The organism is Streptomyces sp. M41(2017) (genome assembly GCF_002078175.1).
Lineage (GTDB): Bacteria > Actinomycetota > Actinomycetes > Streptomycetales > Streptomycetaceae > Streptomyces.
The window spans coordinates 4,950,895-4,975,209 of record NZ_MWFK01000001.1 but is presented as its reverse complement, the minus strand read 5'-3'; the positions used below and the strand labels follow the sequence as shown (position 1 = coordinate 4,975,209).

Below are 24,315 nucleotides of genomic sequence, written 5' to 3'. Positions count from 1 at the left end.
GAAATCCGGGCCAGGGGCGCGTTGTCGGACCTCGGGTTCACCGGTCCGGCCGACGCTGGATCGGCCTACCGCTCCCGTCGGGGCGGCCGTAGCGCCGGCGGCCGGCGTTCCTGACGGCGCGGTGTGGGCGCGGTCAGGGGCACGGCGGCCGGCCGGCGGTCGGCCGGGCCGGCACGAGACGCGGGCAGGGGAGGGGCGACCCAGGACGCGGCTCCCGGCACCCGGGCCGTCCGCATCGGCGGTCACGGCGTTCCTCTCCGCCTCGGCGCGTCACGGTGACAGGGGCGGGCCCACCTGGGCGATCACCGGTGGCGGGCCGCAACCCCCCTTCATAACTTCGGCCTATGACCAAACGACAGTTGGCCCACCTCGCCTGCGCGGCGGCGGTCGTGGCGTCGGGCGTGGGCGCCGCCGCCCCCTCGGCCGCCCACCGGTCGGTGCACCTCGTGCGCGCCGGCGAATCCATCCAGAAGGCCGTGGACGCGGCGAAGCCGGGCGACACCGTCGTCGTCTCGCCGGGCACCTACCACGAGAGCGTCCGCATCACCGTGTCGGGCCTGACCCTGCGAGGCTCCGGCGCCCGCAACACCGTGATCGTGCCGGGCACGACGACCGCCGCCGACGCGTGCGCCGGCGCGGGCAACGGCGTCTGCGTCACCGGCACGGGCGGCATCCCCGTCCGGAACGTCACCGTGGCCGCCCTGACCCTGCGGGGCTTCACCAAGCAGGGCCTCTGGGCGACCGGCACCGACCGTCTCACCGTCCGCGCCGTGACCACCGAGCAGAACGGTCAGTGGGGGCTCGCCACCGAGCGCTCCACGCGCACGCGGATCGTCGGCAACACCGCCCGGAACAACGGTGACGCCGGAGTCTTCCTCTCCAACACGGTCACCGCCGAGGAAGGCGCCCTGGACACCGACGGCGCCGTCGTCTCCCGCAACCTGCTCAGCGGCAACCGCATCGGCATCACCGTACGACGGCTGCGTAACCTGACCGTCGGCCACAACGACGCCACCGGCAACTGCTCCGCCATCAACATCGTCGGCGACGAGAACAAGCCGCGGGTCGGTGCCGTGACCGTGCGTCAGAACCACATCCACGCCAACAACAAGTTCTGCCCCAAGACCGCGCGGCTGCCCTTCCTCCAGGGCTCCGGCATCGTCCTCACCGGCGCGGAGGACATCCACGTGACGCGCAACCGGATCGAGGACAACGTCGGCACGTCCCCGCTGTCCGGCGGCATCGTCCTGTTCAAGAGCTTCGTGGGCGCCCTCAACGAACACAACGACGTCCGCGACAACATCCTGCGGCGCAACGGCCCCGCCGACCTCGCCAACCGTGACACCGGCCAGGGCAACACGTTCCGGGGCAACTCCTGCAAGGTCTCCGTACCCGCCGGGCTGTGCTGATCGGGGGAGCTCCCCCAGCACTCCGGTCCCCCTCCCCCGTACAGCACGACACCAGAAGCGAGGCACCCATGACGACAGTCGAACAGGTCGACCAGACTCCCCCGCCGCCCATGCGGCTGCGGGAGCTCGTGTTCGGAGCGGCCTGCGCCGCCGCCGTACGCGCCGCCGCCCGCCTCGGCGTGGCCGACGCGCTCGACGACCGCCCCATGGAGGTGGAGGACCTGGCGGCGGCGGTGAAGACCCAGCCGCACACGCTGCGCCGGCTGCTGCGCGCGCTGTCCTGCCAGGGCGTCTTCGTGGAGCACCCGGACGGCACCTTCGGGCACACGGAGATGTCCCGGCTGCTGCGCGAGGACGACCCGCACAGCCTCCGGTACATCGCCCTGTGGTGCACCGAGCCGTGGACGTGGGCGGTCTGGCCGCAGCTCGACGAGGCGGTCCGCTCCGGCGACAACGTCTTCGAGAACGTGTACGGCCGGGAGTTCTTCACCTACCTCAACGAGGAGGCGCCCGAGTCCGCGCACGTCTTCAACCGCGCCATGACCACGTCCAGCGCGCAGTCCGCGCGGGACGTCGCCGAGCTGCTCGACCTGGAGGGCGTCACCTCGGTCGCGGACATCGGAGGCGGACAGGGGCAGGTCGTGGCGAGCCTGCTGGAGAAGCACCCCGCCCTGCACGGCACGCTGCTCGACCTGCCGGGCGTGGTGGAGAACGCCGACGCCCGGCTGCGCGAGGGCGGGGCACTGGCGGAGCGGGTGCGGATCGTGCCCGGTGACTGCCGCCAGGACATCCCGGTGCAGGCCGACGTGTACATCATCAAGAACATCCTGGAATGGGACGACGAGAGCACCCGCCGGGCGCTCGCCAACGTCCGCAGGGCCGCGCGTCCCGGTGCCCGGGTCATCGTCATCGAGAACCTGGTGGACGACACGCCCTCCATGAAGTTCACGACCGCCATGGACCTGCTGCTCCTCCTGAACGTGGGCGGCGCCAAGCACACCCGGCAGAGCATGGTCGACCGGCTCACGGACGCCGGTCTGGTCATCGGCGAGGTCCGCCCGGTGAACGCGTACCTGCACGCCTTCGAGTGCACGGTCCCCGCCTGATCCTGGCAGGACACCTCGAACAGAGCCGCACGAAGAACCCGGAAAACCCGAGGCCGCCGGTTCCGCTTCTCGCGGAGCCGGCGGCCTCGGGTGTGTTCCGGGGTGCCCGGTCAGGACGCGGTGTTCCGCTCCCACGTGTAGAAGCACTGCGCCATGGCGTCCTTGGGGCTCCGCCACGTCTGCGGGTCGTAGGCGCTCACGTACGCCGCCAGTTCGTCACTCACGTTCCGGAACTCCGGGTGTCCCGCCACCTTCGCGATGGCCGGCGCCGGGTCCCGCTCGGACTCGATGAGGTGCAGGTACACATCACCGAACTGGAAGAGGCTGCGCCGGTTGACCCCGATGAGGTGCGGCAGTTCGCCGCGGTCGGAGGCGGCGAACACGTCGGAGATCGCGGGCGCCGAACCGGGCGCCATACGGGCGACGATCAGGGCGTGGTGCATCGGACGGTCCTTCCTGTGTGCCGTGGGTCAGCTGACGGGCGCGCTGCGGCGCTCCCGGGCGGCCTGCTCGATCTTGTCCCGGATGAGGCCCATCTGGGTGGCGGAGTTCCGGTTGATGTTGTCCGTCATCCAGTCGTCGTCGACCGGGGCCTCGGGCTTCATCGCGAAGTCCTGCACCCACCGCATGTGGGTGCCGGCCGGCGTCTCCTCGTACTCCCACCGGATGTTCATGTGCGCGAAGGGGCCGGTCTCCACGCGGCGGGCCCGGACGGTCCGCGCGGCGCGGTCCATGGTGCGCTCCGAGACCCAGCTCCACACCTTCCCGTTCTCGTCCGGGTGCATGGTGAGGCGGAACGTCGTCGAGTCGCCCTCCCGGGAGAGGACTTCGAGGGAGGCGTACTCGCTGAACAGCCGGGGCCAGTTCTCGATGTCGTTCGTCATGTCCCAGACGAGGTCGAGAGGGGCGTCGATGGTGATGCTGTTGTCGGTGTGTCCGGGCACGTCAGGCTCCAGCCTTGAGGGTGTCGTTGACGAGGTCGAGGAACTCGCGGGGGGTCTTGCAGCGTTCGGCGTCCGGCGGGAGGGGCCGGCTGTACCGGTTCTCCAGCTCGCCGACGATGCCGAGCAGCGCGAGCGAGTCGAGGCCGAGGGTGCCGAAGGGCGCGTCGGAGGCCTTCGCGAGTTCCTGGGGGTCGACGGTGATCCCGGCCGCCTTCTTCATCAGCGCGGCCAGTTCGTCGAGGGTCACTTCGGTGGTGATCATGCGTGTGTTCTCCTCACTTGCCGCCCGGACTAGCGGGCGGAGTCTCCGCGGCGCACGACGAGCGCCGCGTTGGAGCCCATGAGTCCCCGGCTGAGGATCAGGGCCGTCCGCAGCTCGGCGGGACGGGCGTCCGACGTCACCAGGTCGAGGTCGTGGCAGATGTCGAACACGTTCGGGGTGGGCGGTACCTGGCCGTGCTCCATCGCGAGCACCGCGGCCGCCGTGTCGAGCAGGGGCGCCCCGCAGTAGGCGCGTCCGATGCCCGTCTTGGGTGCCGTGACGGGGACCCGGGTCCCGTGCGCGCCGAGGGCGTCGGCGATGGCGAGGGCCTCGGCCCGGTCGGCCTCGGGGACACCGAGGGCATCCGCGAAGACGACGTCGATCTCCTCCGGCGCGCAGTCGGCCTCGGCGAGGGCGCCGCGGATGGCCTGCGCGAGTCCCTCCCTGGACCGCTCCCACTGCGAGGCACCGGTGAAGGTCGCCGCGTGTCCGGCGACGACGGCCCGGACGGTCGCCCCGCGTTCACGGGCCCGCCGCTCGTCCTCGACGACGAACATGGCGCCGCCCTCGGCGGGGACGAAGCCGCAGGCTCCCTTGGTGAAGGGGCGGTAGGCGCGGTCGGGGTCCTCGACGGTGCTGAGCTCGGGGTAGGCGAGCTGGCAGACCATCGAGTACGGGGCGAGGGGGGCCTCCGCCGCGCCGACGACCATCGCGCCGGTACCGCGCCGGACACCGCGGGCGGCGTGCGCGACGGCGTCCAGTCCGCCCGCCTCGTCGCTCGCGACCACACCGCAGGGACCCTTGAAGCCGCCGCGGATGGAGATCTGACCGGTGCTGGCGGCGTAGAACCAGGCGATGGACTGGTACGGGCCGACGTACCGGGATCCCTGACCCCACAGCTTCTGCAGTTCGCGCTGGCCGAACTCGCCGCCGCCGGATCCCGCGGCGGTGACGACGCCGATGTCGTACGCCTCCTCGGGGTCGACGTCACCGAGTCCGGCGTCGTCGAGGGCGAGGACCGTCGCGCCCAGTGCGAAGTGGCTGAAGCGGTCGGTCTGGACGAGGAACCGCTCCTCGATGAGGTCGGCGGCCTCGAACGACCGGACCTCGCCCGCGACGCGCAGCGGCAGATGCCCGCAGCCCTCGCGGGTGATCCGGTCGAGGACGCCGAGCCCCTCCCTGACGGACTTCCAGTAGGCGTCGGCGGTCTGTCCGTTGGGGGCGATGACTCCGATGCCGGTGACGGCGGCGCGCCCGGGGCGCTGCGTACGCTGCGTGCTCATCGTGTCCTCCCTTCCGGCCCGGTCAGCAGCACCGCGGACTGGAACCCGCCGAATCCGCTGCCGACGGAGAGCACGTTCCTCAGCTTCCGCGGGCGGGCGGTGCGCGGCACGTAGTCCAGGTCGCACTCCGGGTCCGGGGTCTCGTAGTTCGCCGTGGGCGGTACGACCTGGTGCTTCAGGGCGAGGACGCAGGCGACGACCTCGATGGCGCCGATCGCGCCGAGCGAGTGGCCCACCATGGACTTGATGGAGCTCATGGGCGTGCCGTAGGCGTGGTCGCCCAGGGAGCGCTTGACGGCTGCGGTCTCGTGGCGGTCGTTCTGCCGGGTGCCGGAGCCGTGCGCGTTGACGTAGTCGATCAGTGTGGGGTCGAGACGGGCCTGGTCGAGCGTGGTGTCGATCGCCCGGGACATCTCCAGTCCCTCACTGGTCAGACCGGTCATGTGGTAGGCGTTGCCGTAGGTGGCGTAGCCGCCGATCTCGCAGTAGATGTGCGCGCCGCGTGCCCTGGCGTGTTCGTACTCCTCCAGGATCAGTACCGCGGCGCCCTCGCCCATGACGAACCCGTTGCGGTGGGCGTCGAAGGGCCGTGAGGCGTGCTCCGGGTCGTCGTTGTCCGGCGACGTGGCCTTGATGGCGTCGAAGCAGGCCATGGTGATCGGGGAGATCGGGGAGTCGGACGCGCCGGCGATGCAGATGTCGGCCCGGCCCTCCTCGATGGTGTGGAAGGCGTAGCCGACCGCGTCGAGTCCTGAGGTGCAGCCGGTGGAGACGGTCTGCACGGGCCCCTGGGCCCCGAACTCCTCGGCGACGACCGAGGCGAGCGTGCTGGGCGAGAACGCCAGGTGCAGCTGGGGGTCGGCGGTGCGGTGGTCGACGTCCCACCGGCTGCCGCCCTCGCTGACCTTGACGTAGTCGTGCTCCAGGCGGGTGGTGCCGCCGACGGCGCTGCCGAGGGAGACCGCCACGCGCCAGGGGTCCTGCTCGGCGGTGTCGATGCCCGCGTCACGGACGGCTTCCCCGGCGGCGACGACCGCGAACTGGATGTAGCGGTCGGCGTCGCGGACGAGCTGCGGGTCGAGTCCGTGCGCGAGAGGGTCGAAGTCGCACTCGGCGGCTATGCGGGAGCGCAGTCCCGCAGGGTCGAAGAGCGTGATGCCGCGGGTCGCGGTGCGGCCGCTTGCGAGGAGGTCCCAGAACGCCTTCGTCCCGGTTCCGCCCGGAGCGACCACACCGATGCCGGTGACGGCCACTCGCCGGGTCACTGTATGGCCCCACTTCGCTCGGACGCCTGTCCGTGGTCCGGCGCGGACAGGTCCGGCCCGGTGGTGGCGAACCGCGGAGCGGGCTGGGTGTCGTCCGTCTCCTCGGTGTCGACGTGGCCGAGGCTCGGGCGCGGGGCGAGCGGGCCGAGGTGGAAGACCATGCGGGCCTCGGTGTCGCCGACGTTGCGGAAGCGGTGCCGCATGTTGATCGGGATGAGCAGACCCTGGTCGGGCTGGAGCGCGAACGCCTCGCCGTCCAGGTCGACTTCGAGGGCGCCGTTCACCACGAACACGAACTCCTCGGAGTACGGGTGGTAGTGCTCGCTGATGCGCTCGCCGGGCTGCATGATGGCCAGGCCCATGAAGCCGCTGGTGGACCCCGCGGTGGCGGGCGTGAGCATGGCCCGGACGTCTCCGCCGCGCCTGCGGTTGGGTTCCGTCTCGCTCAGGTCCACGATGCGTGGATGATTCGTGATCATGCTTGGTTCCTCCGGGTGGGGCGGGGACGCCGGGTGGGACGTCCGCGGACGCTGGCTGTGGAGTCCCTCAGGAGTCCGACGCGCTGCGGTCGGTGACGGGCAGCATGTCGGCGTGCGACAGCAGACGGTTGGTGTTGCGTTCCGTCGACAGGGCGCCTTCGACGCCGATCGCGGCACCGTCGAGCAGGCGTTCCAGCTCGGCGGCCTTCTGGGGGCCCTTGAGGCCGAGCGAGGCGACGGGGTCCAGGTCGAGCTCGCCCACGATGTCGATCAGCCGGACGACGATGTCGTCACGCTGGAAAACGGTGCTGCGGTACACGGGGCTGCCCTGGTCGTCGGCCGCCGCCTCGTCCTGGTGGGAGAGGAACTTCGCCAGCTCCGTTCCGCAGCCCGGCCGTGCCGGGTAGTACAGGGCGTGCCGCCGCAGCTGCGCGGGCTCCTCGCGGCCGGAGACCACGTGGTGCACGGCGGGCAGCGCCGCCCGGGTGAAGAAGACCCGCGCGGAGTCCGGGTCGCTCAGGTCCCGGTCCTGCTCCAGGTACGGGTTGATGGCCTCCTCGACCGCCCGCACCTCGGGCTGGCGTGCCACGTGGCGCAGCGCGGCGAGGAGGTCGCCCTCCACCTCCACGGCGCGTACGACGCGGTTGCCGTGCATGAAGAGCGAGGTGCGGCGCAGCCGGGTGTTGTCGTCGACCTGGGCCTGCGGCGACGTGTAGCCGGCCAGCAGCTCGGCGACCTTGGACTCGGAGCCGGGCTTCACCGTGAAGGTGAGGGCGTGGCGGGCGACGCCGTCTCCGACGCGGGCCTCCACCTGCGGGGCCGGCGAGGCGGGCTGTCCGGTGAGGTCCTGGGCGGGGTGGGTCTCGCGGAGGATGCTGTAGCGCATCGACCGGGTGTCCCGGACGCAGCTGTGCATCGGCCGTACCGTCTCGACGTGCTCCTCGCTGTTCACCCAGGCGAGGAACGGGGGCGCGCTCTCCCACTCGCTGGTGATGAGCCACTGCGAGGGGTTCTCGATCGACTGGCACAGCTGGTCACTGATGTGACCGGGCACCGAGGCGACCTGGTTGCGCATGAGTTCGTACGCCTCGAGGAACTGCTCCTGGGCCCCTTCGTACAGGTCCAGCAGCAGAATCACCCGAAGCCTGGAGCCGTCGAAGGCCGACTGCGAGATACGTCCCGAGATGGTCATTCCGGCACACCTCTCCTCTTGGTCACGGAAAGCGAGGAACGACCGCGGTGTCCGAAAAGGCCGGGGCCGCCATGAGCCGATCGTTGACGGGACCTCCCGACTGCGCGACCCCGCCGGGTCGGACGAGTGAACGGCGAGCCATCCGGGTGCCTCCGACGCGCGAACCGGTCCCACAGGGCGTGGAATCGGCATCGTCATCTCCCACCACGTCGCAGGCGACGCCTGGAGGCAGTCAATGAACCGATTCGAAGGGGCCGGCGAGATCGGTCACCGCACGCCCGTCCTCATCGTCGGCGGCTCGCTGGTGGGACTCTCCACCTCGCTCTTCCTGGGCCGTCTCGGCGTACCGCACATCCTCGTGGAGCGTCACTCGGGCACCTCGCACCATCCGCGCGGGCGCGGCAACAACGTGCGCACGATGGAGCTCTTCCGGACGGCCGGAGTGCAGCGGCGCATCGAGGAGGCCGCCTCGGTGCTGGCGGACAACCACGGCATCCTGCAGACGCCGTCCCTGGTGGGCGACGCGGGCGAGTGGCTGTTCAAGGAGATCGACCCGGGCGGCGGCCTGGCCCGCTTCAGCCCCGGCGCCTGGTGCCTGTGCAGCCAGAACGATCTGGAGCCGGTGCTGCTGGAGAGCGCCCGGGAGCTGGGCGGCGACCTCCGGTTCTCCACGGAGCTGATGTCGTTCGAGCAGGACCCCGACGGGGTGACCGCGATGGTCAAGAGCCGCGAGACCGGCGAGCACACCACGATCCGCGCGGACTACCTGGTCGCGGCGGACGGACCGCGCAGCCCCGTCCGTGAGGCGCTCCGCATCGGCCAGACCGGGCCGGGCGACCTGTTCCACAACGTGAGCGTCACGTTCACCTCCCGCGGTCTCGCGGAGGTCGTGGGCGACCGCCGGTTCATCGTCTGCTACCTCACCGATCCGGAGGCGGACGGCGCGCTGCTGCCCGTCGACAACAAGGAGCACTGGGTCTTCCACGCCCCCTGGCATCCCGAACGGGGCGAAACCATCGAGGAGTTCACCGACGAGCGGTGCGTGGAGCACATCCGGCGGGCGACGGGCGTGCCGGACCTGGACGTGCGGATCACCGGGCGGGCCGCCTGGCACGCGGCCGAGCGGGTCGCCGAACGGTACGCGGACCGGCGGGTGTTCCTCGCGGGCGACTCGGCGCACGAGATGTCCCCGACCGGCGCGTTCGGCTCCAACACCGGTATCCAGGACGCCCACAACCTGGCCTGGAAACTGTCCGCGGTGATCGGCGGCTGGGCCGGCACGGGGCTGCTCGCGTCGTACGACGCCGAGCGCCGGCCGGTGGCGGAGGCGACCAGCGCACGGGCCTCGTCGCGTTCGGTCGAGCACAGCCACCCGGGGTACACGCCGTCCCCCGCGGCGGCCGGCCCGGGCGGTGCCGGTGGCCCTGGTGGACCCGGTGGCCCGGGGCGTCCGGGAGGTGCCGGGGGTCCCGGCGGCAGGAAGGGCGGGATCCTGAACGTGGCGCTCGCCTACCGGTACCCGCGGGGTGCCGTGGTGGGCGCCGATCCGGCGGCCCCGGTCGTGCCCGACGGTGTACGGCTGACGGGTGAACCGGGGACGCGGGCGCCGCACCAGTGGCTGACCCGCTCGGGCGAGCGGGTCTCCACGCTCGACCTGTACGAGCGGTCCATGGTGCTGCTCAGCTCGGCGGACGGCAGCGGCGGCTGGCACGACGCGGCCCAGGACGTGGCGCGGGAGCTCGACGTCCCGCTGGACTCCTACCGGGTGGGCGTCCGGCCCGAGGCCGAACTGGCGCCCGCGGACGACACGGAGTGGGCGCAGGCCCACGGCGTCTCCAGGGACGGCGCGGTGCTGGTCCGCCCCGACGGGTTCGTCGCCTGGCGGTCCGAGGAGGGGTCCGCGGATCCCGCCGCGGCGCTGCGGGAGGCGCTCACCACGGTCCTCGACTGCGGCTGATCCCCGGTCGCACCGCCCCCGCCGGGCCTGGAAACGGCCGGAGGCCGTATCGGTCACCCGATACGGCCTCCGGCCGACGACTTCGTAAAGTCGGGACGACAGGATTTGAACCTGCGACCCCTTGACCCCCAGTCAAGTGCGCTACCAAGCTGCGCCACGTCCCGATGCGCCGCCACCCGGTGTCCCGTGCGATCGCGCATCCGAACCCTACCGCACCTCGGTGGGTGCCTCCGCACGCACCGTCATCGTCCCAGCCCAGCGGGGGTCGGCGGGCCGCCCGTCAGGCGTTGGGGTCGAAGGTGATGCCGGCCGGCTTCGCCTTCACGAGGTGCGCGTTGAAGTTGCCGTCCTTGAGGCCGAACACGGCGCTGCCGAAGTTGTAGGCGCTCAACTTGTCGCGCAGCCCGGCCGGGTAGCCGTTCCAGCCGACCAGGGTCGGGAACTGCCAGGTGTGCTGGTGGTTCTCCGGCGGCTCGTCGTTGGTGTTCGCGGGCCGGAAGCAGTGCGTTCCGATGCCGTCCTTGTGGTAGACGACCTTGGGGTGCGTGCCGTCCCAGCGGATCTGGTCCCGGCCGTAGATGTTGAAGTTTCCGTGGGCCGAGGTGGACACGTACTTGGCCTCGTTGTCCTGGACCCACACCACGACGTGTTCCCAGTCGTTGCGGTGTCCGCCGAGGCCGCTGCCCGCGACCGCCTGGTCCTTCTCGAAGTAGAGGCCGTACATGATGGCGCACCAGCCGTTGTTGCACTTCTCGCGGGAGTAGCCGTTGGTGTTGTCGAGGTCCCAGGAGTCGCGGCACTGGCCGTTCAGGGCGCCGGAGGGGTTGAGGCCGCCGTTGACCGTCCCGTCGGGACCGATGGCGGGCGTCGGGTAGCAGCCGTCGGTGTCGTAGTCGAAGGCCGGCTGGAACGTCTGCTCCAGTCCGTCCGCGTTCGCGGGCAAGGCCTTGGGCGGGTCGGCGAGGGCCATGCCCGGGAAGGCGACGACCAGCGCGACGGCGCTGCCGAGGATGAGCGAGACCTTGCGGATCCGCGAGCTTCTCTTCACTGCGTCCTCCAGATCGACCGCGGCGTGGGGGCGGGGCAGACCACGCGGTCAGGTTGGCATGCCCAGATCAGCTTTCCGGGCGTGCGGCGAAAACGCCAGACTCCGCGGGTGTCCGAGCGATGAAGGATCAGCCAATGCGTTTTCCACGACGGACTGTTGGGGTAATCCGGACACCCCGACAGCACAACTCCCCTACTCGGCAACCCAGTTGTCGCCGAAGTACCGTCCCGCCGGGACCGGCTCCGCGACCGGCGACCGGGGCCCCGGAACCCTCACTCGCCCCCGGCCCGCGGCTCCCAGCCCTCGTACGCCGCCGTCAGCAGCCCGAGGACGCCGTGGGCCGTCACCTCGCGGGGGTTGGGGTACGACTCCGTGGCGACCTCGGCCGCCGCCCGGCTCAGGTCGCTCTCCTTCAGGCCGAGTTCGGCGAGCGTGCGCGGAGCGCCGAGGTCTGCCGCGAACTGCCGCAGGGCGTGCGGCACGTCGTCGGTGTCCAGCGCCCGCGCGAGCGCGGTGATCGCCCGCGGCGCGGCGGCCGCGTTGTAGGCCAGGGCGTAGGGCAGGACCACGGTGTGGGTCTCGGCGTGCGGCAGACCGAAGGTGCCGCCGAGCACGTGGCAGAGCTTGTGGTGCAGTCCCATGGTGGTCGCGCCGAGGCAGGCGCCGCAGAGCCAGGCGCCGTACAGGGCGCGTCCGCGCGCCTCCAGGTCGCCGGGGGCCTCGGCCACCCGCCGGAGGGCGCCCGTCATCGCGCGGACGCCTTCCTCGGCCATCAGGGAGACGAGCGGGGACGCGTCGGGCGCGTACAGCGCCTCCACGGCGTGCGCGAGGGCGTTGACGCCGCTGGTCACCGAGAGGGGCACCGGGAGGGCGAGGGTCAGTCCGGGGTCGTAGACGACGGAGCGCGGCTGCACGGACGGGTCGCGTCCGGTGCGCTTGGCCCCGTGCTCGGTGAGGCCCCACACGGACGTCATCTCGGAGCCGGAGTAGGTGGTGGGCACGGCGATCAACGGCAGTCCGGTGCGCAGCGCCACCGCCTTGCCCAGGCCGATCGCCGAGCCGCCGCCGACGGCGACGCAGCCGTCCGCGCCCGCCTCCCGTGCCGCCTCGACGGCGCGGTCGGCCACCTCCGCGGGGACGTGCATCCGGGCTCCCGCGTGCACCCCCGCACAGCTGTCGCCGAGGGCGTCCGCCACCGATCGCGCGACGGCCTCGCCCCGGCTGCCGCAGATCACCAGGACGCGATGCAGTCCGAGCCGGGCGGCCTCGCCGGGCGTCGCGCTCACCGCCGCGCCGGGCCGGAACACCACCCGTGCGGGCCGGGTCTCGTAGGAGAAGTCGAGCGGGCTCTGGGGGAGGTTGCTCATTCCGGCTCCAGTACGAGGTCGAAGTGCGCGTGCCGGAACGGGTTCGCGACGCCGAACTCCCGTGCCAGGGAGGGGTCGTCGGTCTGGGTGAAGTCCTGTACGAGGCTCTTCTTGACGGCGAAGACGGCATCCGATTCGAGATGCGCGCCGCCCGCCACGAAGATGTGCGTGGTGACGGGGGCGTGGCCCGCCGCCGAGGCGATGAAGTGGATGTGGGCGGGGCGGTAGGGGTGCCGGGCGGTGGCTCCCAGCAGGGCGCCGACCGGGCCGTCGGTGGGGATCGGGTACGGGCTCGGCACACAGGTGCGGAACCGGAAGCGGCCCTCGGCGTCGGCCGTGAAGAGTCCGCGCCCGTTGCCCGGAGGCTGGACGTCCGGCTGCTGGACGTCGTAGAAGCCCTCCCCGTTCGCCTGCCACACGTCGAGGACCGCCCCGGGCAGCGGAGTCCCGTCGCGCGAGAGCACCTGCCCGTCGATCACGCACGGTTCACCGGTGCCCATCAGGTCGATGTCCGCGCCGAGTTCACGCGGCGGCGACGCCGTCATGTGGAACGGGCCGAGGACGGTCGACTCCGTCGTACGCGGGTCCCGGTGGCCGTTCAGGGTCTCCACGAGCATGGAGACACCGAGCACGTCCGACAGGAGGATGAACTCCTGCCGGGTGTCGGTGCACATGTGCCCCGTCGCCGTCAGGAAGCCGATGGCCTGTTCCCACTCCTCCATGGTCGGCTGCGTCTCCCGGACGAAGTCGTGGAGATGGCGGGTGAGCGCGCCGAGCAGCCCGCGCAATCGTGGGTCGGGCGTGCCGGCGAAGCTGTCGACGACCGCTTCGGTGATCTCGGTCGTGAAGTCCGTACCGACGTCCGAACCGACGCTCGCACTGACGTCCGCGCCGACGTTCGTGGCGACATCCCTGCCGAAGTACTCCGCCATGCCGCTCCCGTGGTCCCTAGGTCGTCCTGCCGGGCAGGTGCCCAGGCTACGAGGCCACCCGCGCCGGGGCCGGCAAGCCGGCGAACCCGTCGTCGGTGTCCCGTCCGCCCGCCCCCGCGACGGCCGCCCGCGGGGTCCCGACACAGGCGGGAGACGCCGGGGGATACATGATCGCCCTTTCCGTAAGGCATGGTTGACGCGAGCAACACGCACGCACCGGACGCACGGAAAGTATGATCAAGCAATGTCTGACTTGACCGAAACCACGCCCGGCTGGCTGTCCCGCGACGAACTGGAATCGGCCCGCGCCCGCATGCCGATCCTGTACGTCGAGGCGGTCCCGGTGCGCGTCGACGACAACGGCGAAGTCACCCACATCGGGCTCCTGCTCCGTATCGGTCCGGACGGGACGGTCAGCCGCACCCTCGTCTCCGGCCGGGTGCTGCACCACGAGCGGGTCCGCGACGCGCTGCTGCGCCACCTGGAGAAGGACCTCGGCCCCGTGGCACTCCCCCGGGTGCCCGCCTCCCTGCAGCCCTTCACCGTGGCCGAGTACTTCCCGACACTCGGCGTCACGCCCTTCCACGACCCGCGCCAGCACGCGGTGTCCCTGGCCTACATCGTCCCGGTGACCGGCGACTGCCGTCCCCGGCAGGACGCGCTCGACCTGGTCTGGTTCAGTCCGGAGGAGGCCTCGTCGGCGATGGTCGCGGACGAGATGCCCGGCGGTCACGGAGTGCTGCTGCGGCAGGCGCTGGCCCACGTCGGCCGCCTGTCCTAGCGGCGACGGGACGCGGGGAAGCGGGCAGGCCGGGAGACGGAGAAGGCCGTTTTCTCACGGATGAGAAAACGGCCTCCGACCTGCTCGAAAGCTGGTCGGGACGACAGGATTTGAACCTGCGACCCCTTGACCCCCAGTCAAGTGCGCTACCAAGCTGCGCCACGTCCCGGTGCGTCCCGCGCGGCGGACCGCGCGATCGTGCGAACAGAACTTTACCCCACGTCGGGGGCTGCCCCGCAGAGGGCGCGGAGAGCGGGACAATCGGATCATGAGCGGACCACCACGGACACCACGGACACCGTCGAGCGGGAGTCGTGACCGGGACCCCGAGGGCCGGGCGCGCAACGCGCGGCCCCGCGACGGCCTCGGCCGCCCCCTGCCGTACGGATCGGCCGGGGTGGAGCGGCAGCCCGAGGGCGTCGTCCGCGCACCCGGGGAGTCGGTCTCCGAGGCCCAGACGCTGCTGGACGCGGGACGGCCCTTCCACGCGCACGAGGTGTTCGAGGACGCCTGGAAGTCCGGCCCGGACGACGAGCGGGGGCTCTGGCGCGGGCTGGCGCAGCTCGCCGTGGGGCTCACCCACGCGGCCCGCGGGAACACGACGGGCGGCGCCCGGCTGCTGCGGCGCGGCGCCGGAGCCGTCGAGGAGTGGGGTGCGGAGACCGGCCGGACCCGGCCGCACGATCTGGGGCTCGCGGAACTGGTCGACTGGGCAAGGCAGTTGGCGGATTCCGTGGAGCGTGGCGGTGTCCCGGTCGACGCGGCGGCGTCGGCGCCGCGGCTGCGCGGGCGGGCCGGCTGAGGCGGAGCCGGACGCGGTGCGCCGGGCGTCCCGGGCGTGGGGCAGACTCCGGGGGTGCGAAAGATTCATGTCATCGGCATCGGAGCGGGCGACCCCGAGCAGCTCACCCTGCAGGCGGTCAAGGCGCTGAGGAGCACGGACGTGTTCTTCATCCTGGACAAGGGCGAGGTGAAGTCCGACCTGGTCCGGCTGCGCCGCGACATCCTCGACGCGCACGTTCCGGAGGGGACGTACCGTCTGGTCGAGGCGCGTGACCCGGACCGCGACCGGACGGCGGGCGGCGCGGCGTACTCGCCGGCCGTCGGGGACTGGCGCAGCGCACGCGGCGCCATCTACGAACGGCTGATCGCCGAGGAGCTGGGCGAGGACGAGAGCGGCGCGTTCCTGGTGTGGGGCGACCCGGCGCTGTACGACAGCACGCTCGGCATCCTGGAGGAGATCCGGGAGCGGGACACCGTGGAGTTCTCGTACGACGTGGTGCCCGGCATCAGCAGTGTCTCGGCGCTCGTCGCCCGGCACCGGACGGGTCTGAACCGGGTCGCCCGGCCCGTGCAGATCACCACGGGGCGGCGCCTCGCGGAGGGTTTCCCGGAGGGCGTGGACGACGTGGTCGTGATGCTCGACGCCCAGCGGACGTTCCGCCAGTACGCGGACCAGGACATCGACATCTACTGGGGCGCCTACATCGGGACCCCCGACGAGATCCTCGCCTCCGGACCACTGGCCGAGACGGCACCCCGCATCGAGCGGCTGCGCGCCGAGGCCCGGGAGCGCAAGGGCTGGATCATGGACACGTATCTGCTGCGCAGGAATCCGCGGGATTAGCCCCCGGTCCGGGACGTCGGTGCGCGCCGACGACGCCCTACGCCGGGCGGATGACCCCGCATGCACGGGGAGCCGCCGGGTGTGAGGGTGGCGCTTGTGACGATCACCGAGGATACGGCGCCACCCGCGGCGGAAGCGCCCGGACCGCCGGTGCTGGACGGCCGGCGCCGCAACATCGTCTTCGCGACGATCGTGCTGGGCATTCTCCTCGCCGCGCTCGACCAGACGATCGTGGGCACCGCGCTGCCGACGATCGTGTCGGACCTGGGCGGCGCCGAGCACATGTCGTGGGTGGTGACGGCGTACCTGCTGGCCGAGACCGTGGCGACGGTGCTGGTCGGCAAGTTCGGCGACCTGTTCGGCCGCAAGATCGTCTTCCAGGCCTCGGCGATCATCTTCATCACCGGTTCGTTCCTGTGCGGCCTCGCCACGAACATGTCGCTGCTGATCTCCTGGCGGGCGATGCAGGGCATCGGCGCGGGCGGTCTGATGGTGACCGCCATGGCGCTGATCGCGGACGTCATCCCCCTGCGCGAGCGGGGCAAGTACCAGGGCGCGATCGGCGCGGTCTTCGGTGTGGCCACGGTCATCGGGCCGCTGCTCGGCGGGCTGTTCACGGACCACCTCTCCTGGCGGTGGGCCTTCTACATCAACGTGCCCATCGCGATCGTCGTGGTGATCGCGGCGGCCCGCACCATCCCCGTGGTGAAGTCGGCCACGCGGCCCGTCATCGACTATCTGGGCATCGCGCTCGTCGCGGTCGGCGCGAGCGCGCTGATCCTGGGGACGAGCTGGGGCGGCAACCAGTACGCCTGGGGATCGCCGACCATCATCGCCCTGTTCGTGGGCGGTCTGATCGCGCTCGGCCTGTTCTGCCTGGTGGAGACCCGCGCGGCCCAGCCGATGCTGCCCATGCGCCTGTTCTCCAACCCGGTCTTCACGGTGTGCTCGATCCTCAGCTTCATCGTGGGCTTCGCGATGCTCGGCGCGATGACGTTCCTGCCGACGTATCTGCAGTACGTCGACGGCGACTCGGCGACGATCTCCGGTGTCCGGACGCTGCCCCTGGTGGTGGGACTGCTCATCGCCTCGGTCTTCAGCGGCAACGTGGTCAGCAAGACCGGGCAGTACCGCGTCTTCCCCATCGTCGGTTCCCTGGTGATGGCTCTGGGGCTCTACCTGATGTCCCTGATGGGACCGGGCACCGGGACGTGGCTGGAGTCCCTGTACATGTTCGTGCTCGGCACCGGCATCGGACTGTCCATGCAGGTCCTGACGATCGTCGTGCAGAACACCGTGGAGTACACCGACCTCGGCACGGCCACCTCGGGTGTCACCTTCTTCCGTACGCTCGGCAGCTCCTTCGGCACGGCCGTCTTCGGGACGATCTACACCAACGCGCTGAAGCCCAACCTGGCCGACGGCGTGCGGTCGGCCGCGGAGACCGGCACGGTGTCGCCCGCCGTCGTCGCCCGGGCGGCGCAGAGCCCGGAAGCCCTTCACCGGCTGCCCGCCCGGACGGCGCGGCCCATCATCGAGGCGTACGCCGACACCATCCACACGGTGTTCCTGTGGACCGTGCCGGTGGCCCTCCTCGGGTTCGTGGTGGCGCTCTTCCTCAAGCAGGTGGAGCTGCGGGACAGCGCCCGGCTGGGTTCGACGGACATGGGCGAGGGGTTCGCGTCACCGGCCGGCACCGACTCCCAGCGGGTGCTGGAGGCGTCCGTCGGGAAGATCATCGGGGGCACGGAGATGGCGACCGCCCGCCGGATCGTCGCGGAGTCGGACACCCGGCTGGACGTCGCGGGCGCCTGGGCCGTGATGCAGGTGGAGCTGTTCACCCGGATGGTCGGCCACGCCAACCTCAACCTGATCGCCGGCCGGCGCCATCTGCCGCCCGAGGTCCTCGTGCCGGTGTTCAACCGCATGGTCGAGGAGGGCTATCTCACCCGGCACGGCTCGCTCTTCTCCCACACGGCGGCCGGTGAGCGCGAGGCACGGGTGATCGGCACGGCCTGGGGCAGGTGGCTCGCGGAACGCGTCGAGCAGGACGTGGGCCGGCCGTCCGGCACGGAACTGCGCGCCGCCGTCGACACCATCGCCAAGCGGCTGCTGGTCGAGGACCTCACCCAGGACATCCCCGACCGGTCCCGGGAACTGGAGCCGGCCTCGAAGGCCTGACCATCCCGCCGTCGCGCGGCGCCGGAGCCGACGGGATCCCGGCCCGAGCGCTCCGTTCAGTCCCCGGCGAGGTCCAGCAGGGCGAGCGCCGACGGCACGTCCGCCACGGCGCTCACCCCGTCCGGCAGGGGCGGACGGCGGACGACGACCACGGGCAGGGCGAGATCGCGGGCGGCCGTCAGTTTCGCGGCCGTGGCGGCTCCCCCGCTGTCCTTGGTCACGAGCACGTCGATACGGTGCCGGAGCAGGAGCGCTCTCTCGTCGTCAAGGGTGAACGGGCCGCGGGCCAGCAGCACTTCGGTGTCCGGCGGCAGCGGCGGGCCGGGGGCCTCCACCGACCGGACGAGGAAATGCGGTCCGGACAGGTGCGCGAACGCGGCGAGACCGAGCCGGCCCGTGGTCAGGAAGACGCGGCGGCCGAGTCCGGGCAGCAGTGCGGCGGCTTCCGAGAGGGAGCCGGCCTCGTGCCAGCGGTCGCCGGGGCCTGCCTGCCAGCCGGGGCGGCGCAGGACCACCGCGGGGACGCCGGCGGCGGTGGCGGCGCGTGCCGCGTTCGCGGTGATGCCGGAAGCGAACGGATGGGTCGCGTCCACGAGAACGTCCACCCGGTGCTCCCGCAGCCACCGCGCGAGCCCGTCGGCCCCGCCGAACCCGCCGGTCCGTACGTCCCCTTCGACCGCGCCGGGCCGGGCCACCCGCCCCGCCAGCGAGGTCGTCACCCGTACGCCGGGACGCGCGGTGAGTTCGGCGGCGAGTTCACGCGCCTCGGTCGTGCCGCCGAGGACGAGGACGTGGGGGGACATGGCCCGAGCCTACGGGGGCGCGCCGGCGGGTCCCGGACACGCCCCCGCCGCTCGCGGTCGGGGAGCCAGCGTCGATCGGCCTCGGTCAGGGAGCCAGGCGGAAGACGCCGTAGGAGAACGGCTCGGTGGTGATCGTGCCGTCGGGGTGCGCCTCGACGCCCCGCGCGAGCAGGGCCGGGCCGACGGTCACGTCACGGAGGGTGCAGGTCTCCGGCCGTCCGCTCGGGTTGACGGCCACGAGGTAGGAGTCGCCGCGCGTGTAGACCAGCGGATAGCCGGAGTCGAGCACCTCGACCGGCCCGTGCGTGCCCAGTTCCCGGTGTTCGCGCCGGAGCCGGATCAGGGCGCGCACCTGGTGCAGGAGCGATCGGTCGTCGGCCCGCTGCGCGGCCACGGACGGCCGGTCGACGGCCGGGTCGAGCGGCAGATACAGGTCCTCCTCGGCGGCCGTGGAGAAGCCCGCGTTCGGTCCGTCGTCCCACTGCATCGGTGTACGGGAACCCTGGCGCGCCTCGTCGCCGAGCTGACTGCCCTCCTTGCTCGGCAGCCCCGGCAGATACCGCATGCCGATCTCGTCGCCGTAGTAGATGACGGGCAGGGAGGGCCAGGTGAGCTGGAAGGCGAAGGCGGGCGCGACCATGTCCCGGGTGCGGGTGCCGCACACGAGCCGGGAGAAGTCGTGGTTGGCCGTCGGGAGAGCGACGTAGCCCGCTCCGGCGATGGCCGTGTCGGCCTCGCGCCACGCTTCGAGGAACTCCCGCATCGAACCGTCGCCGTCGGGTCCGAAGAAGCAGGGGTCCTCGCCCCAGACCGGGTTGTGGCTCCCCTGGGCGTTGCCCCACAGCGAGCGCAGCGGGCGGCCGACGAAGTGGAGGAAGAAGTCGGCGTGGATCCCGGCGGGCACGGAGGTCTTGGGGTCGCCCCACTCGGAGAGCAGTGCCCGGTCCGGGTAGGTCTCGTCCATCCAGGCCCGCGTCTCGCGCCACAGGGCGGCGGTGGCCGAGCGGTCGGGATCGTCCTTCACCAGGGAGAACGCCATGTCGACGCGGAACCCCGCGACACCGCGGTCGAACCAGTAGGCCATGATCTCGCGCAGCGCCGCCCGGTTGGCGAGGGGTCCCGGGGCGTCGACAGGTTGGCGCCAGGGTTCGGCCGGGTCCTGGCGCGCGTAGCCGAAGTTGAGGGCCGGCTGGACGGGATAGAAGTTGGGCAGGTAGTACCCCGGCCGGGTGCCGGGCGAGGGCACCCAGGCGGGACTCGGCGCCTCGGTGGTGTCGGCCCAGATGTAGCGGTCGTCGCCGGGATCGTCGGCCGAGGCCCGGAACCACGCGTGCTGGTCGGAGGTGTGCCCGGCGACCAGGTCCAGCATGACCCGGATGCCGCGCGAGCGGGCCTCCTCGACGAGGGTGGCCAGGTCGTGGTTCGTGCCGTAGCGGGGGGCGACGGTCCGGTAGTCGCTGACGTCGTATCCGGCGTCCGCGAAGGGCGAGGCGAACAGCGGGCTGAGCCAGACCGTGTCGACGCCGAGCCACTCCAGGTACTCCAGCCGGCGCAGCACCCCGGGCAGGTCCCCGATGCCGTCCCCGTCGGTGTCGGCGTAGGTCTGCGGATAGATCTGGTACATCACCGCGTCCGCCAGCCAGGCGGGCGGCGGTTGGATGTCCGCCATGGAAGCGGCCCTTCTCTCAGACGTCGGCAGGGCAGGAGGACACGGCCGCGGTGAGCGGGCGCGCCGCGTCAAGCTAACAGTGCAGTAAGCGCTTTCCAAGGGCGCTGGGGCGAAGATGCGAGGCCGGTGCCGGAAAGATCCACCGTGTTCCGCGACGGATCTTTCCGACGCGTCACGACTGCCCCGGCCGGGCGGTCCGACTCAGTGGAGGAGCAGTTGGATTCCGCCCACCACCGTCGCCGCGATCACCAGGCGCTCGAAGAGGAGCTGGTTGATCCGGTTCACGGCCCATTTCCCGAGGAACGCGCCCGGCACGACGAAGACGGCCAGCGCGGCGTCCAGCAGCAGGGAGTGGCCGTCGATCAGTCCGAGTCCCGCGCTGAAGGGCAGCTTGGACACGTTGACGATCAGGAAGAAGAAGGCGGAGGTGCCGAGGAAGCCGAGCTTGCGGAAGCCCGCCGAGAGCAGATACATCGACATCACGGGGCCGCCCGCGTTGGCGACCATCGTGGTGAACCCGCCGAGCACCCCGTAGGAGCGGGCCTTGACGCGGCCCGAGCGCGTGACGACGCCGTCGGGTTCGTCGTCCTGGACGGCGGCCCTGCGGCGCCACACGGTGACCGCCGCCATGAGCAGCAGGATGGCGCCGATCGAGGTCCGGACGACCGCGTCGTCCGCCCACACCAGGAACACGGTGCCGAGGACGACTCCGGCGGCGACTGCGGGGAACAGCCGCCACAGCGTGGGCCAGTGGGCGTGGCGCCGGTAGGTGAGGACGGCGAGCACGTCACCGACGATCAGGATGGGCAGCAGGACGCCGGTCGAGGCGCGGGCGGGCAGTACGGCGGCGAAGATCGCCAGGCTGACCGTGTTGGCCCCGCTCACGGCGGTCTTGGAGAAGCCGACGAGCATTGCCGCGGCGGCCAGGGCGGCGAACTCCCAGCTGGATATGTGCCAGAGCGTCATCGTGTTCATGCGGGGACCGATGCTATGCCCACGCAACTCGCCCGCGTAAGGAGCGTCTCGCCGGACGGCTCCCGGTCGGGCGGAACGCGGGCGCCGGTCAGGCCGTGTAGCGCGTGCGCAGCTCCCGCTTGAGGACCTTCATGCTCGGGCCGAGGGGCATCTCGTCGGCGAACTCCAGTCGGCGCGGGTACTTGTGACGGCCCAGGTGGTCCTTGGACCACTCGGCGATCCCGGCCGCGTCGGCCGTGGCACCCTCGGCGCGGACCACGACGGCGCACACCTCCTCGCCGTGCAGCTCGTCCGGCAGGCCGATCACCGCGACCTGGGCGACGGCCGGGTGCCGCATCAGCACCTCCTCGACCTCGCGCGGATAGATGTTGTAGCCGCCGCGGATGATGACGTCCTTCTTGCGGTCGACGATCCGCAGGAAGCCGTCGTCGTCCTTGGTGCCGAGGTCACCGGTGCGGAACCAGCCGTCGACCACGGCCTCCGCGGTGGCCTCGGGCCGGCCGAGGTAGCCGGAGAAGACGTTGTGGCCCCGGATGACGACCTCGCCCAGTTCCCCCGGAGGCAGCAGGTCGATCCGCCCCTCGACCTCGGCCCGCGCGATCTCCACGTCGACGCCCCACAGCGGGTGGCCGATGGTGCCGGCCCTGGTGCCGAACAGCGGCTGGTTGACGGTGGCGGTCGGCGAGGTCTCCGACAGTCCGTAGCCCTCGTAGATCCGCGCGCCGAACGCCGCCTCGAACCGCTCCAGGACGGCGACGGGCAGGCTGGCGCCGCCCGAGATGCAGAGCCGCAGCTCGGGCAGGGCCGCGGCGCCCGCCGCCGCTGCCGCCAGGGCGACGTACATCGTCGGGACGCCGTGGAAGGTGTTGACGCCCTCCGCCACCATCAGCTCGATCGCGCGCGCGGCGTCGAACCGCGGCAGCAGGACGAGGGTGGCGCCCGCGCGCCAGGTGGAGTTGAGGGAGACCGTCTGCCCGAAGGCGTGGAAGAGCGGCAGGGCTCCGAGGGCGACGTCGTCGGGGCGGATGTCGTTGGCGTCGAAGGCGTTGACCGTCGCGTTCATCACCAGGTTGAAGTGGCTGAGCACGGCGCCCTTGGGGACGCCGGTGGTGCCACTGGTGTAGAAGACGACGGCCGGGTCGTCGGCGTCCCGGGTGACGTACGAGGTGAGGGGTTCGGCGGCCCGGGCGAGCTTCTCGAACTCGGCCCCGAGCGTGACGACGCGGACGCCGAGGGCCCGCGCGGCGGCCGCGCCGGTCGCCTCCTGGGCCGGGTGACAGAGCAGCAGTGTCGCTCCGCTGTCCTTGAGCACGTGCTCGACCTCGGAGGCCGACAGGAGCAGGTGCACCGGGACGACCACGCCGCCGGCCGCCGCGATCGCGTAGTAGGCGTGCGGGAACTCCGCCGTGTTGGGCGCCATGAGGGCGACGCGGTCTCCGGGCCGCACGCCGAGGCCGGTGAGCGCGCCGGCCTGGGCCAGCGCGGACTCCCACACCTCGGCGAAGGTGAGGCGCAGGTCGCCCTCGACGAGCGCCGTCTTCGAGGGGCGGCGCCGGGCGTTCTCGGCGAGGATCGCGGCGAGGGACAGGGTTGCCATGGGGGGTGGCTCCGTTTCTTGCGGGTGCGGCTCTGGACCGGAGAGGGCGGGAGGGGCCCGGTGCGCACGCGCTGCGGCGTGTACGGCGTCGCCGGGCCCCCGGGCGGGTGGATGCGGCCGGTGTCAGTGGCGCTCGACCAGGACCGCGCTGCCCTGCCCGACCCCGACACACATCGTGGCCAGGCCGCGCCCGGCGCCGGTGCGGCGCATGCGGTGCAGCAGGGTGGTGAGGATGCGGGCGCCCGAGCAGCCGAGGGGATGGCCGAGGGCGATGGCGCCGCCGGTGGGGTTGACGAGGTCGGGGTCGATGCCGAGGCGGTCCACGCAGGCGAGGGCCTGTGCGGCGAACGCCTCGTTGAACTCGGCCTCCTGGAGGTCGTCGACGCTCCAGCCGACGCGCGCGAGCGCCTTGCGGGTCGCGGGCACCGGGCCGATGCCCATGACGTCCGGGTCGACTCCGGCGGAGGCTCCGGCGACGTACCGGCCGAGCGACTCCAGATGCAGTTCGTTCAGGACCTCCTCGCTGACGAGGAGCACACCGGCCGCTCCGTCGTTCATCGGCGAGGCGTTGCCCGCGGTGACCGTGCCGCCCGCGCGGAACACCGGCTTGAGGCGGGACAGCTTGTCCAGCGAGGTGTCCTCGCGGACGCATTCGTCGCGGTCGACGACCACGCCGTCGGGGCGCTCCACGGGCAGCAGCTCGGCGTCGAAGTGACCGTTCTTCCGGGCGTCGGCGGCGCGCTGGTGGCTGCGGAGCGCGAAGGTGTCCTGCCGCTCGCGCGAGATGCCGTACCGATCGGCGACCTCCTCGGCGGTCTCCCCCATCGACAGCACCCCGTGCAGGTCCTTCATCGCGGGGTTGACCAGCCGCCAGCCGAGCCGGGTGTCGACGGTCTCGATGCGGTGCGGCAGCGCCTCGTCCGGGCGCGGCAGGACGAAGGGGGCTCGGCTCATCGACTCGGAGCCGCCGGCGAGCACGATGTCGGCCTCGCCGGAGGCGATGGCACGGGCGGCCGTCGTCACGGCTTCGAGGCCCGAGGCGCACAGCCGGTTGACGGTGGCGCCGGGCACGCTGTCCGGCAGCCCGGCGAGCAGGGTGGCCATGCGGGCGACGTTGCGGTTGTCCTCGCCCGCCTGGTTGGCGGCGCCCCAGTAGACGTCGTCGACGCGGGCCGGGTCGAGCGTGGGCACCTCGGCGACGAGGCCGCGGATGACGCCCGCGGCGAGATCGTCGGGCCGCACGGAGGACAGGGCTCCGCGCAGCTTGCCGATGGGCGTGCGGCGGGCGGCCGCGAAGTGGACGGGGCGCACGACAGGACTCCTGACAGACAACGGCGGGCAACGACGGCACGACATTAATTAGCACTGCTAGTTTTGGACTATAGACCGCCACCCGACCCTTGGGAAGATCCGCCGGCGGCCGGTATCGGCCGGTCCG

General features: G+C 72.0%; 22 protein-coding genes and 2 tRNA genes. 7 read left to right on the top strand and 17 right to left on the bottom strand.

The annotated features are described in order from the left end of the window. The first annotated feature begins 344 nt into the window (after positions 1–344). Both B0675_RS21730 and B0675_RS21725 read left to right on the top strand, forming a co-directional pair. Complete coding sequence (locus B0675_RS21730) at positions 345–1,409, top strand: right-handed parallel beta-helix repeat-containing protein (RefSeq protein WP_081220475.1); 1,065 nt, start codon at positions 345–347, stop codon at positions 1,407–1,409. A gap of 68 nt (positions 1,410–1,477) precedes the next feature. Then, positions 1,478–2,515, top strand: coding sequence for a methyltransferase (locus B0675_RS21725; RefSeq protein ID WP_081220474.1), 1,038 nt, complete (start codon positions 1,478–1,480; stop codon positions 2,513–2,515). A gap of 110 nt (positions 2,516–2,625) precedes the next feature. On the opposite strand, the gene B0675_RS21720 is transcribed toward B0675_RS21725, so the two are convergent. From B0675_RS21720 to B0675_RS21690, 7 genes are all read right to left on the bottom strand, one after another. Next, positions 2,626–2,958 (bottom strand): TcmI family type II polyketide cyclase, encoded by a 333-nt coding sequence (locus B0675_RS21720; RefSeq protein WP_081220473.1) that lies wholly within the window; start codon positions 2,956–2,958, stop codon positions 2,626–2,628. Between the two features lie 27 nt (positions 2,959–2,985). Beyond that, entirely contained in the window at positions 2,986–3,459 is a 474-nt protein-coding gene (locus B0675_RS21715; protein WP_081220472.1) for an SRPBCC family protein, read from the bottom strand. Between the two features lies 1 nt (position 3,460). Next, on the bottom strand, positions 3,461–3,721 hold the full coding sequence (locus tag B0675_RS21710; RefSeq protein WP_081220471.1) for an acyl carrier protein: 261 nt from the start codon (positions 3,719–3,721) through the stop codon (positions 3,461–3,463). Positions 3,722–3,750: 29 nt separating this feature from the next. Further along, positions 3,751–5,004, bottom strand: coding sequence for a ketosynthase chain-length factor (locus tag B0675_RS21705; protein ID WP_081220470.1), 1,254 nt, complete (start codon positions 5,002–5,004; stop codon positions 3,751–3,753). Continuing rightward, the gene (locus tag B0675_RS21700) at positions 5,001–6,269 is read right to left on the bottom strand and encodes a beta-ketoacyl-[acyl-carrier-protein] synthase family protein (RefSeq protein WP_081220469.1); all 1,269 of its coding nucleotides are present in this window, start codon (positions 6,267–6,269) and stop codon (positions 5,001–5,003) included. The genes B0675_RS21705 and B0675_RS21700 overlap by 4 nt, the downstream gene beginning before the upstream one ends. Beyond that, positions 6,266–6,748 carry a cupin domain-containing protein gene (locus B0675_RS21695; protein ID WP_081220468.1) on the bottom strand — a complete coding sequence of 161 codons (483 nt, stop codon included), beginning with the start codon at positions 6,746–6,748 and terminating at the stop codon, positions 6,266–6,268. The genes B0675_RS21700 and B0675_RS21695 overlap by 4 nt, the downstream gene beginning before the upstream one ends. Before the next feature lie 67 nt (positions 6,749–6,815). Beyond that, a complete protein-coding gene (locus B0675_RS21690; RefSeq protein ID WP_081220467.1) occupies positions 6,816–7,940 on the bottom strand; it encodes a SchA/CurD-like domain-containing protein in 1,125 nt (374 codons plus the stop codon). Between the two features lie 235 nt (positions 7,941–8,175). Between B0675_RS21690 and B0675_RS21685 the strand changes: the two genes are divergently transcribed. After that, positions 8,176–9,897: an FAD-dependent monooxygenase gene (locus B0675_RS21685; protein WP_081220466.1), complete on the top strand. Its 1,722-nt coding sequence runs from the start codon at positions 8,176–8,178 to the stop codon at positions 9,895–9,897. Between the two features lie 90 nt (positions 9,898–9,987). On the opposite strand, the gene B0675_RS21680 is transcribed toward B0675_RS21685, so the two are convergent. From B0675_RS21680 to B0675_RS21665, 4 genes are all read right to left on the bottom strand, one after another. After that, positions 9,988–10,061: transfer RNA gene (locus B0675_RS21680), tRNA-Pro, on the bottom strand. Between the two features lie 116 nt (positions 10,062–10,177). Next, a complete protein-coding gene (locus B0675_RS21675; protein ID WP_081220465.1) occupies positions 10,178–10,945 on the bottom strand; it encodes an NPP1 family protein in 768 nt (255 codons plus the stop codon). Between the two features lie 272 nt (positions 10,946–11,217). Next, a complete protein-coding gene (locus B0675_RS21670) occupies positions 11,218–12,312 on the bottom strand; it encodes a maleylacetate reductase (RefSeq protein ID WP_081220464.1) in 1,095 nt (364 codons plus the stop codon). Further along, positions 12,309–13,244: a dioxygenase gene (locus B0675_RS21665; RefSeq protein WP_081220463.1), complete on the bottom strand. Its 936-nt coding sequence runs from the start codon at positions 13,242–13,244 to the stop codon at positions 12,309–12,311. The genes B0675_RS21670 and B0675_RS21665 overlap by 4 nt, the downstream gene beginning before the upstream one ends. Positions 13,245–13,488: 244 nt before the next feature. Between B0675_RS21665 and B0675_RS21660 the strand changes: the two genes are divergently transcribed. Further along, complete coding sequence (locus B0675_RS21660; RefSeq protein ID WP_107482698.1) at positions 13,489–14,025, top strand: NUDIX hydrolase family protein; 537 nt, start codon at positions 13,489–13,491, stop codon at positions 14,023–14,025. A gap of 92 nt (positions 14,026–14,117) precedes the next feature. Here the strand turns inward: B0675_RS21660 and B0675_RS21655 are convergent. Continuing rightward, a tRNA-Pro gene (locus B0675_RS21655) sits at positions 14,118–14,194 on the bottom strand. 99 nt (positions 14,195–14,293) lie between these two features. Between B0675_RS21655 and B0675_RS21650 the strand changes: the two genes are divergently transcribed. The 3 genes from B0675_RS21650 (at position 14,294) to B0675_RS21640 (ending at position 17,833) form a co-directional block, all read left to right on the top strand. After that, positions 14,294–14,827: a DUF309 domain-containing protein gene (locus tag B0675_RS21650; RefSeq protein ID WP_081220461.1), complete on the top strand. Its 534-nt coding sequence runs from the start codon at positions 14,294–14,296 to the stop codon at positions 14,825–14,827. 54 nt (positions 14,828–14,881) lie between these two features. Further along, on the top strand, positions 14,882–15,652 hold the full coding sequence (gene cobF / locus B0675_RS21645; protein WP_081221932.1) for a precorrin-6A synthase (deacetylating): 771 nt from the start codon (positions 14,882–14,884) through the stop codon (positions 15,650–15,652). A gap of 96 nt (positions 15,653–15,748) precedes the next feature. Beyond that, the gene (locus tag B0675_RS21640; RefSeq protein WP_081220460.1) at positions 15,749–17,833 is read left to right on the top strand and encodes an MDR family MFS transporter; all 2,085 of its coding nucleotides are present in this window, start codon (positions 15,749–15,751) and stop codon (positions 17,831–17,833) included. A gap of 56 nt (positions 17,834–17,889) precedes the next feature. Here the strand turns inward: B0675_RS21640 and B0675_RS21635 are convergent, their stop codons facing one another. From B0675_RS21635 to B0675_RS21615, 5 genes are all read right to left on the bottom strand, one after another. Next, positions 17,890–18,636 carry a cobalt-precorrin-6A reductase gene (locus tag B0675_RS21635; RefSeq protein ID WP_081220459.1) on the bottom strand — a complete coding sequence of 249 codons (747 nt, stop codon included), beginning with the start codon at positions 18,634–18,636 and terminating at the stop codon, positions 17,890–17,892. An 85-nt stretch (positions 18,637–18,721) separates the two neighbouring features. After that, on the bottom strand, positions 18,722–20,305 hold the full coding sequence (locus tag B0675_RS21630; RefSeq protein ID WP_081220458.1) for an alpha-amylase family glycosyl hydrolase: 1,584 nt from the start codon (positions 20,303–20,305) through the stop codon (positions 18,722–18,724). 201 nt (positions 20,306–20,506) lie between these two features. Continuing rightward, a complete protein-coding gene (locus B0675_RS21625; protein WP_081220457.1) occupies positions 20,507–21,280 on the bottom strand; it encodes a sulfite exporter TauE/SafE family protein in 774 nt (257 codons plus the stop codon). 88 nt (positions 21,281–21,368) lie between these two features. Continuing rightward, entirely contained in the window at positions 21,369–22,877 is a 1,509-nt protein-coding gene (locus B0675_RS21620) for a long-chain fatty acid--CoA ligase (RefSeq protein ID WP_081220456.1), read from the bottom strand. A 123-nt stretch (positions 22,878–23,000) separates the two neighbouring features. Next, positions 23,001–24,188: a thiolase family protein gene (locus B0675_RS21615; protein ID WP_081220455.1), complete on the bottom strand. Its 1,188-nt coding sequence runs from the start codon at positions 24,186–24,188 to the stop codon at positions 23,001–23,003. Positions 24,189–24,315: the final 127 nt, after the last annotated feature.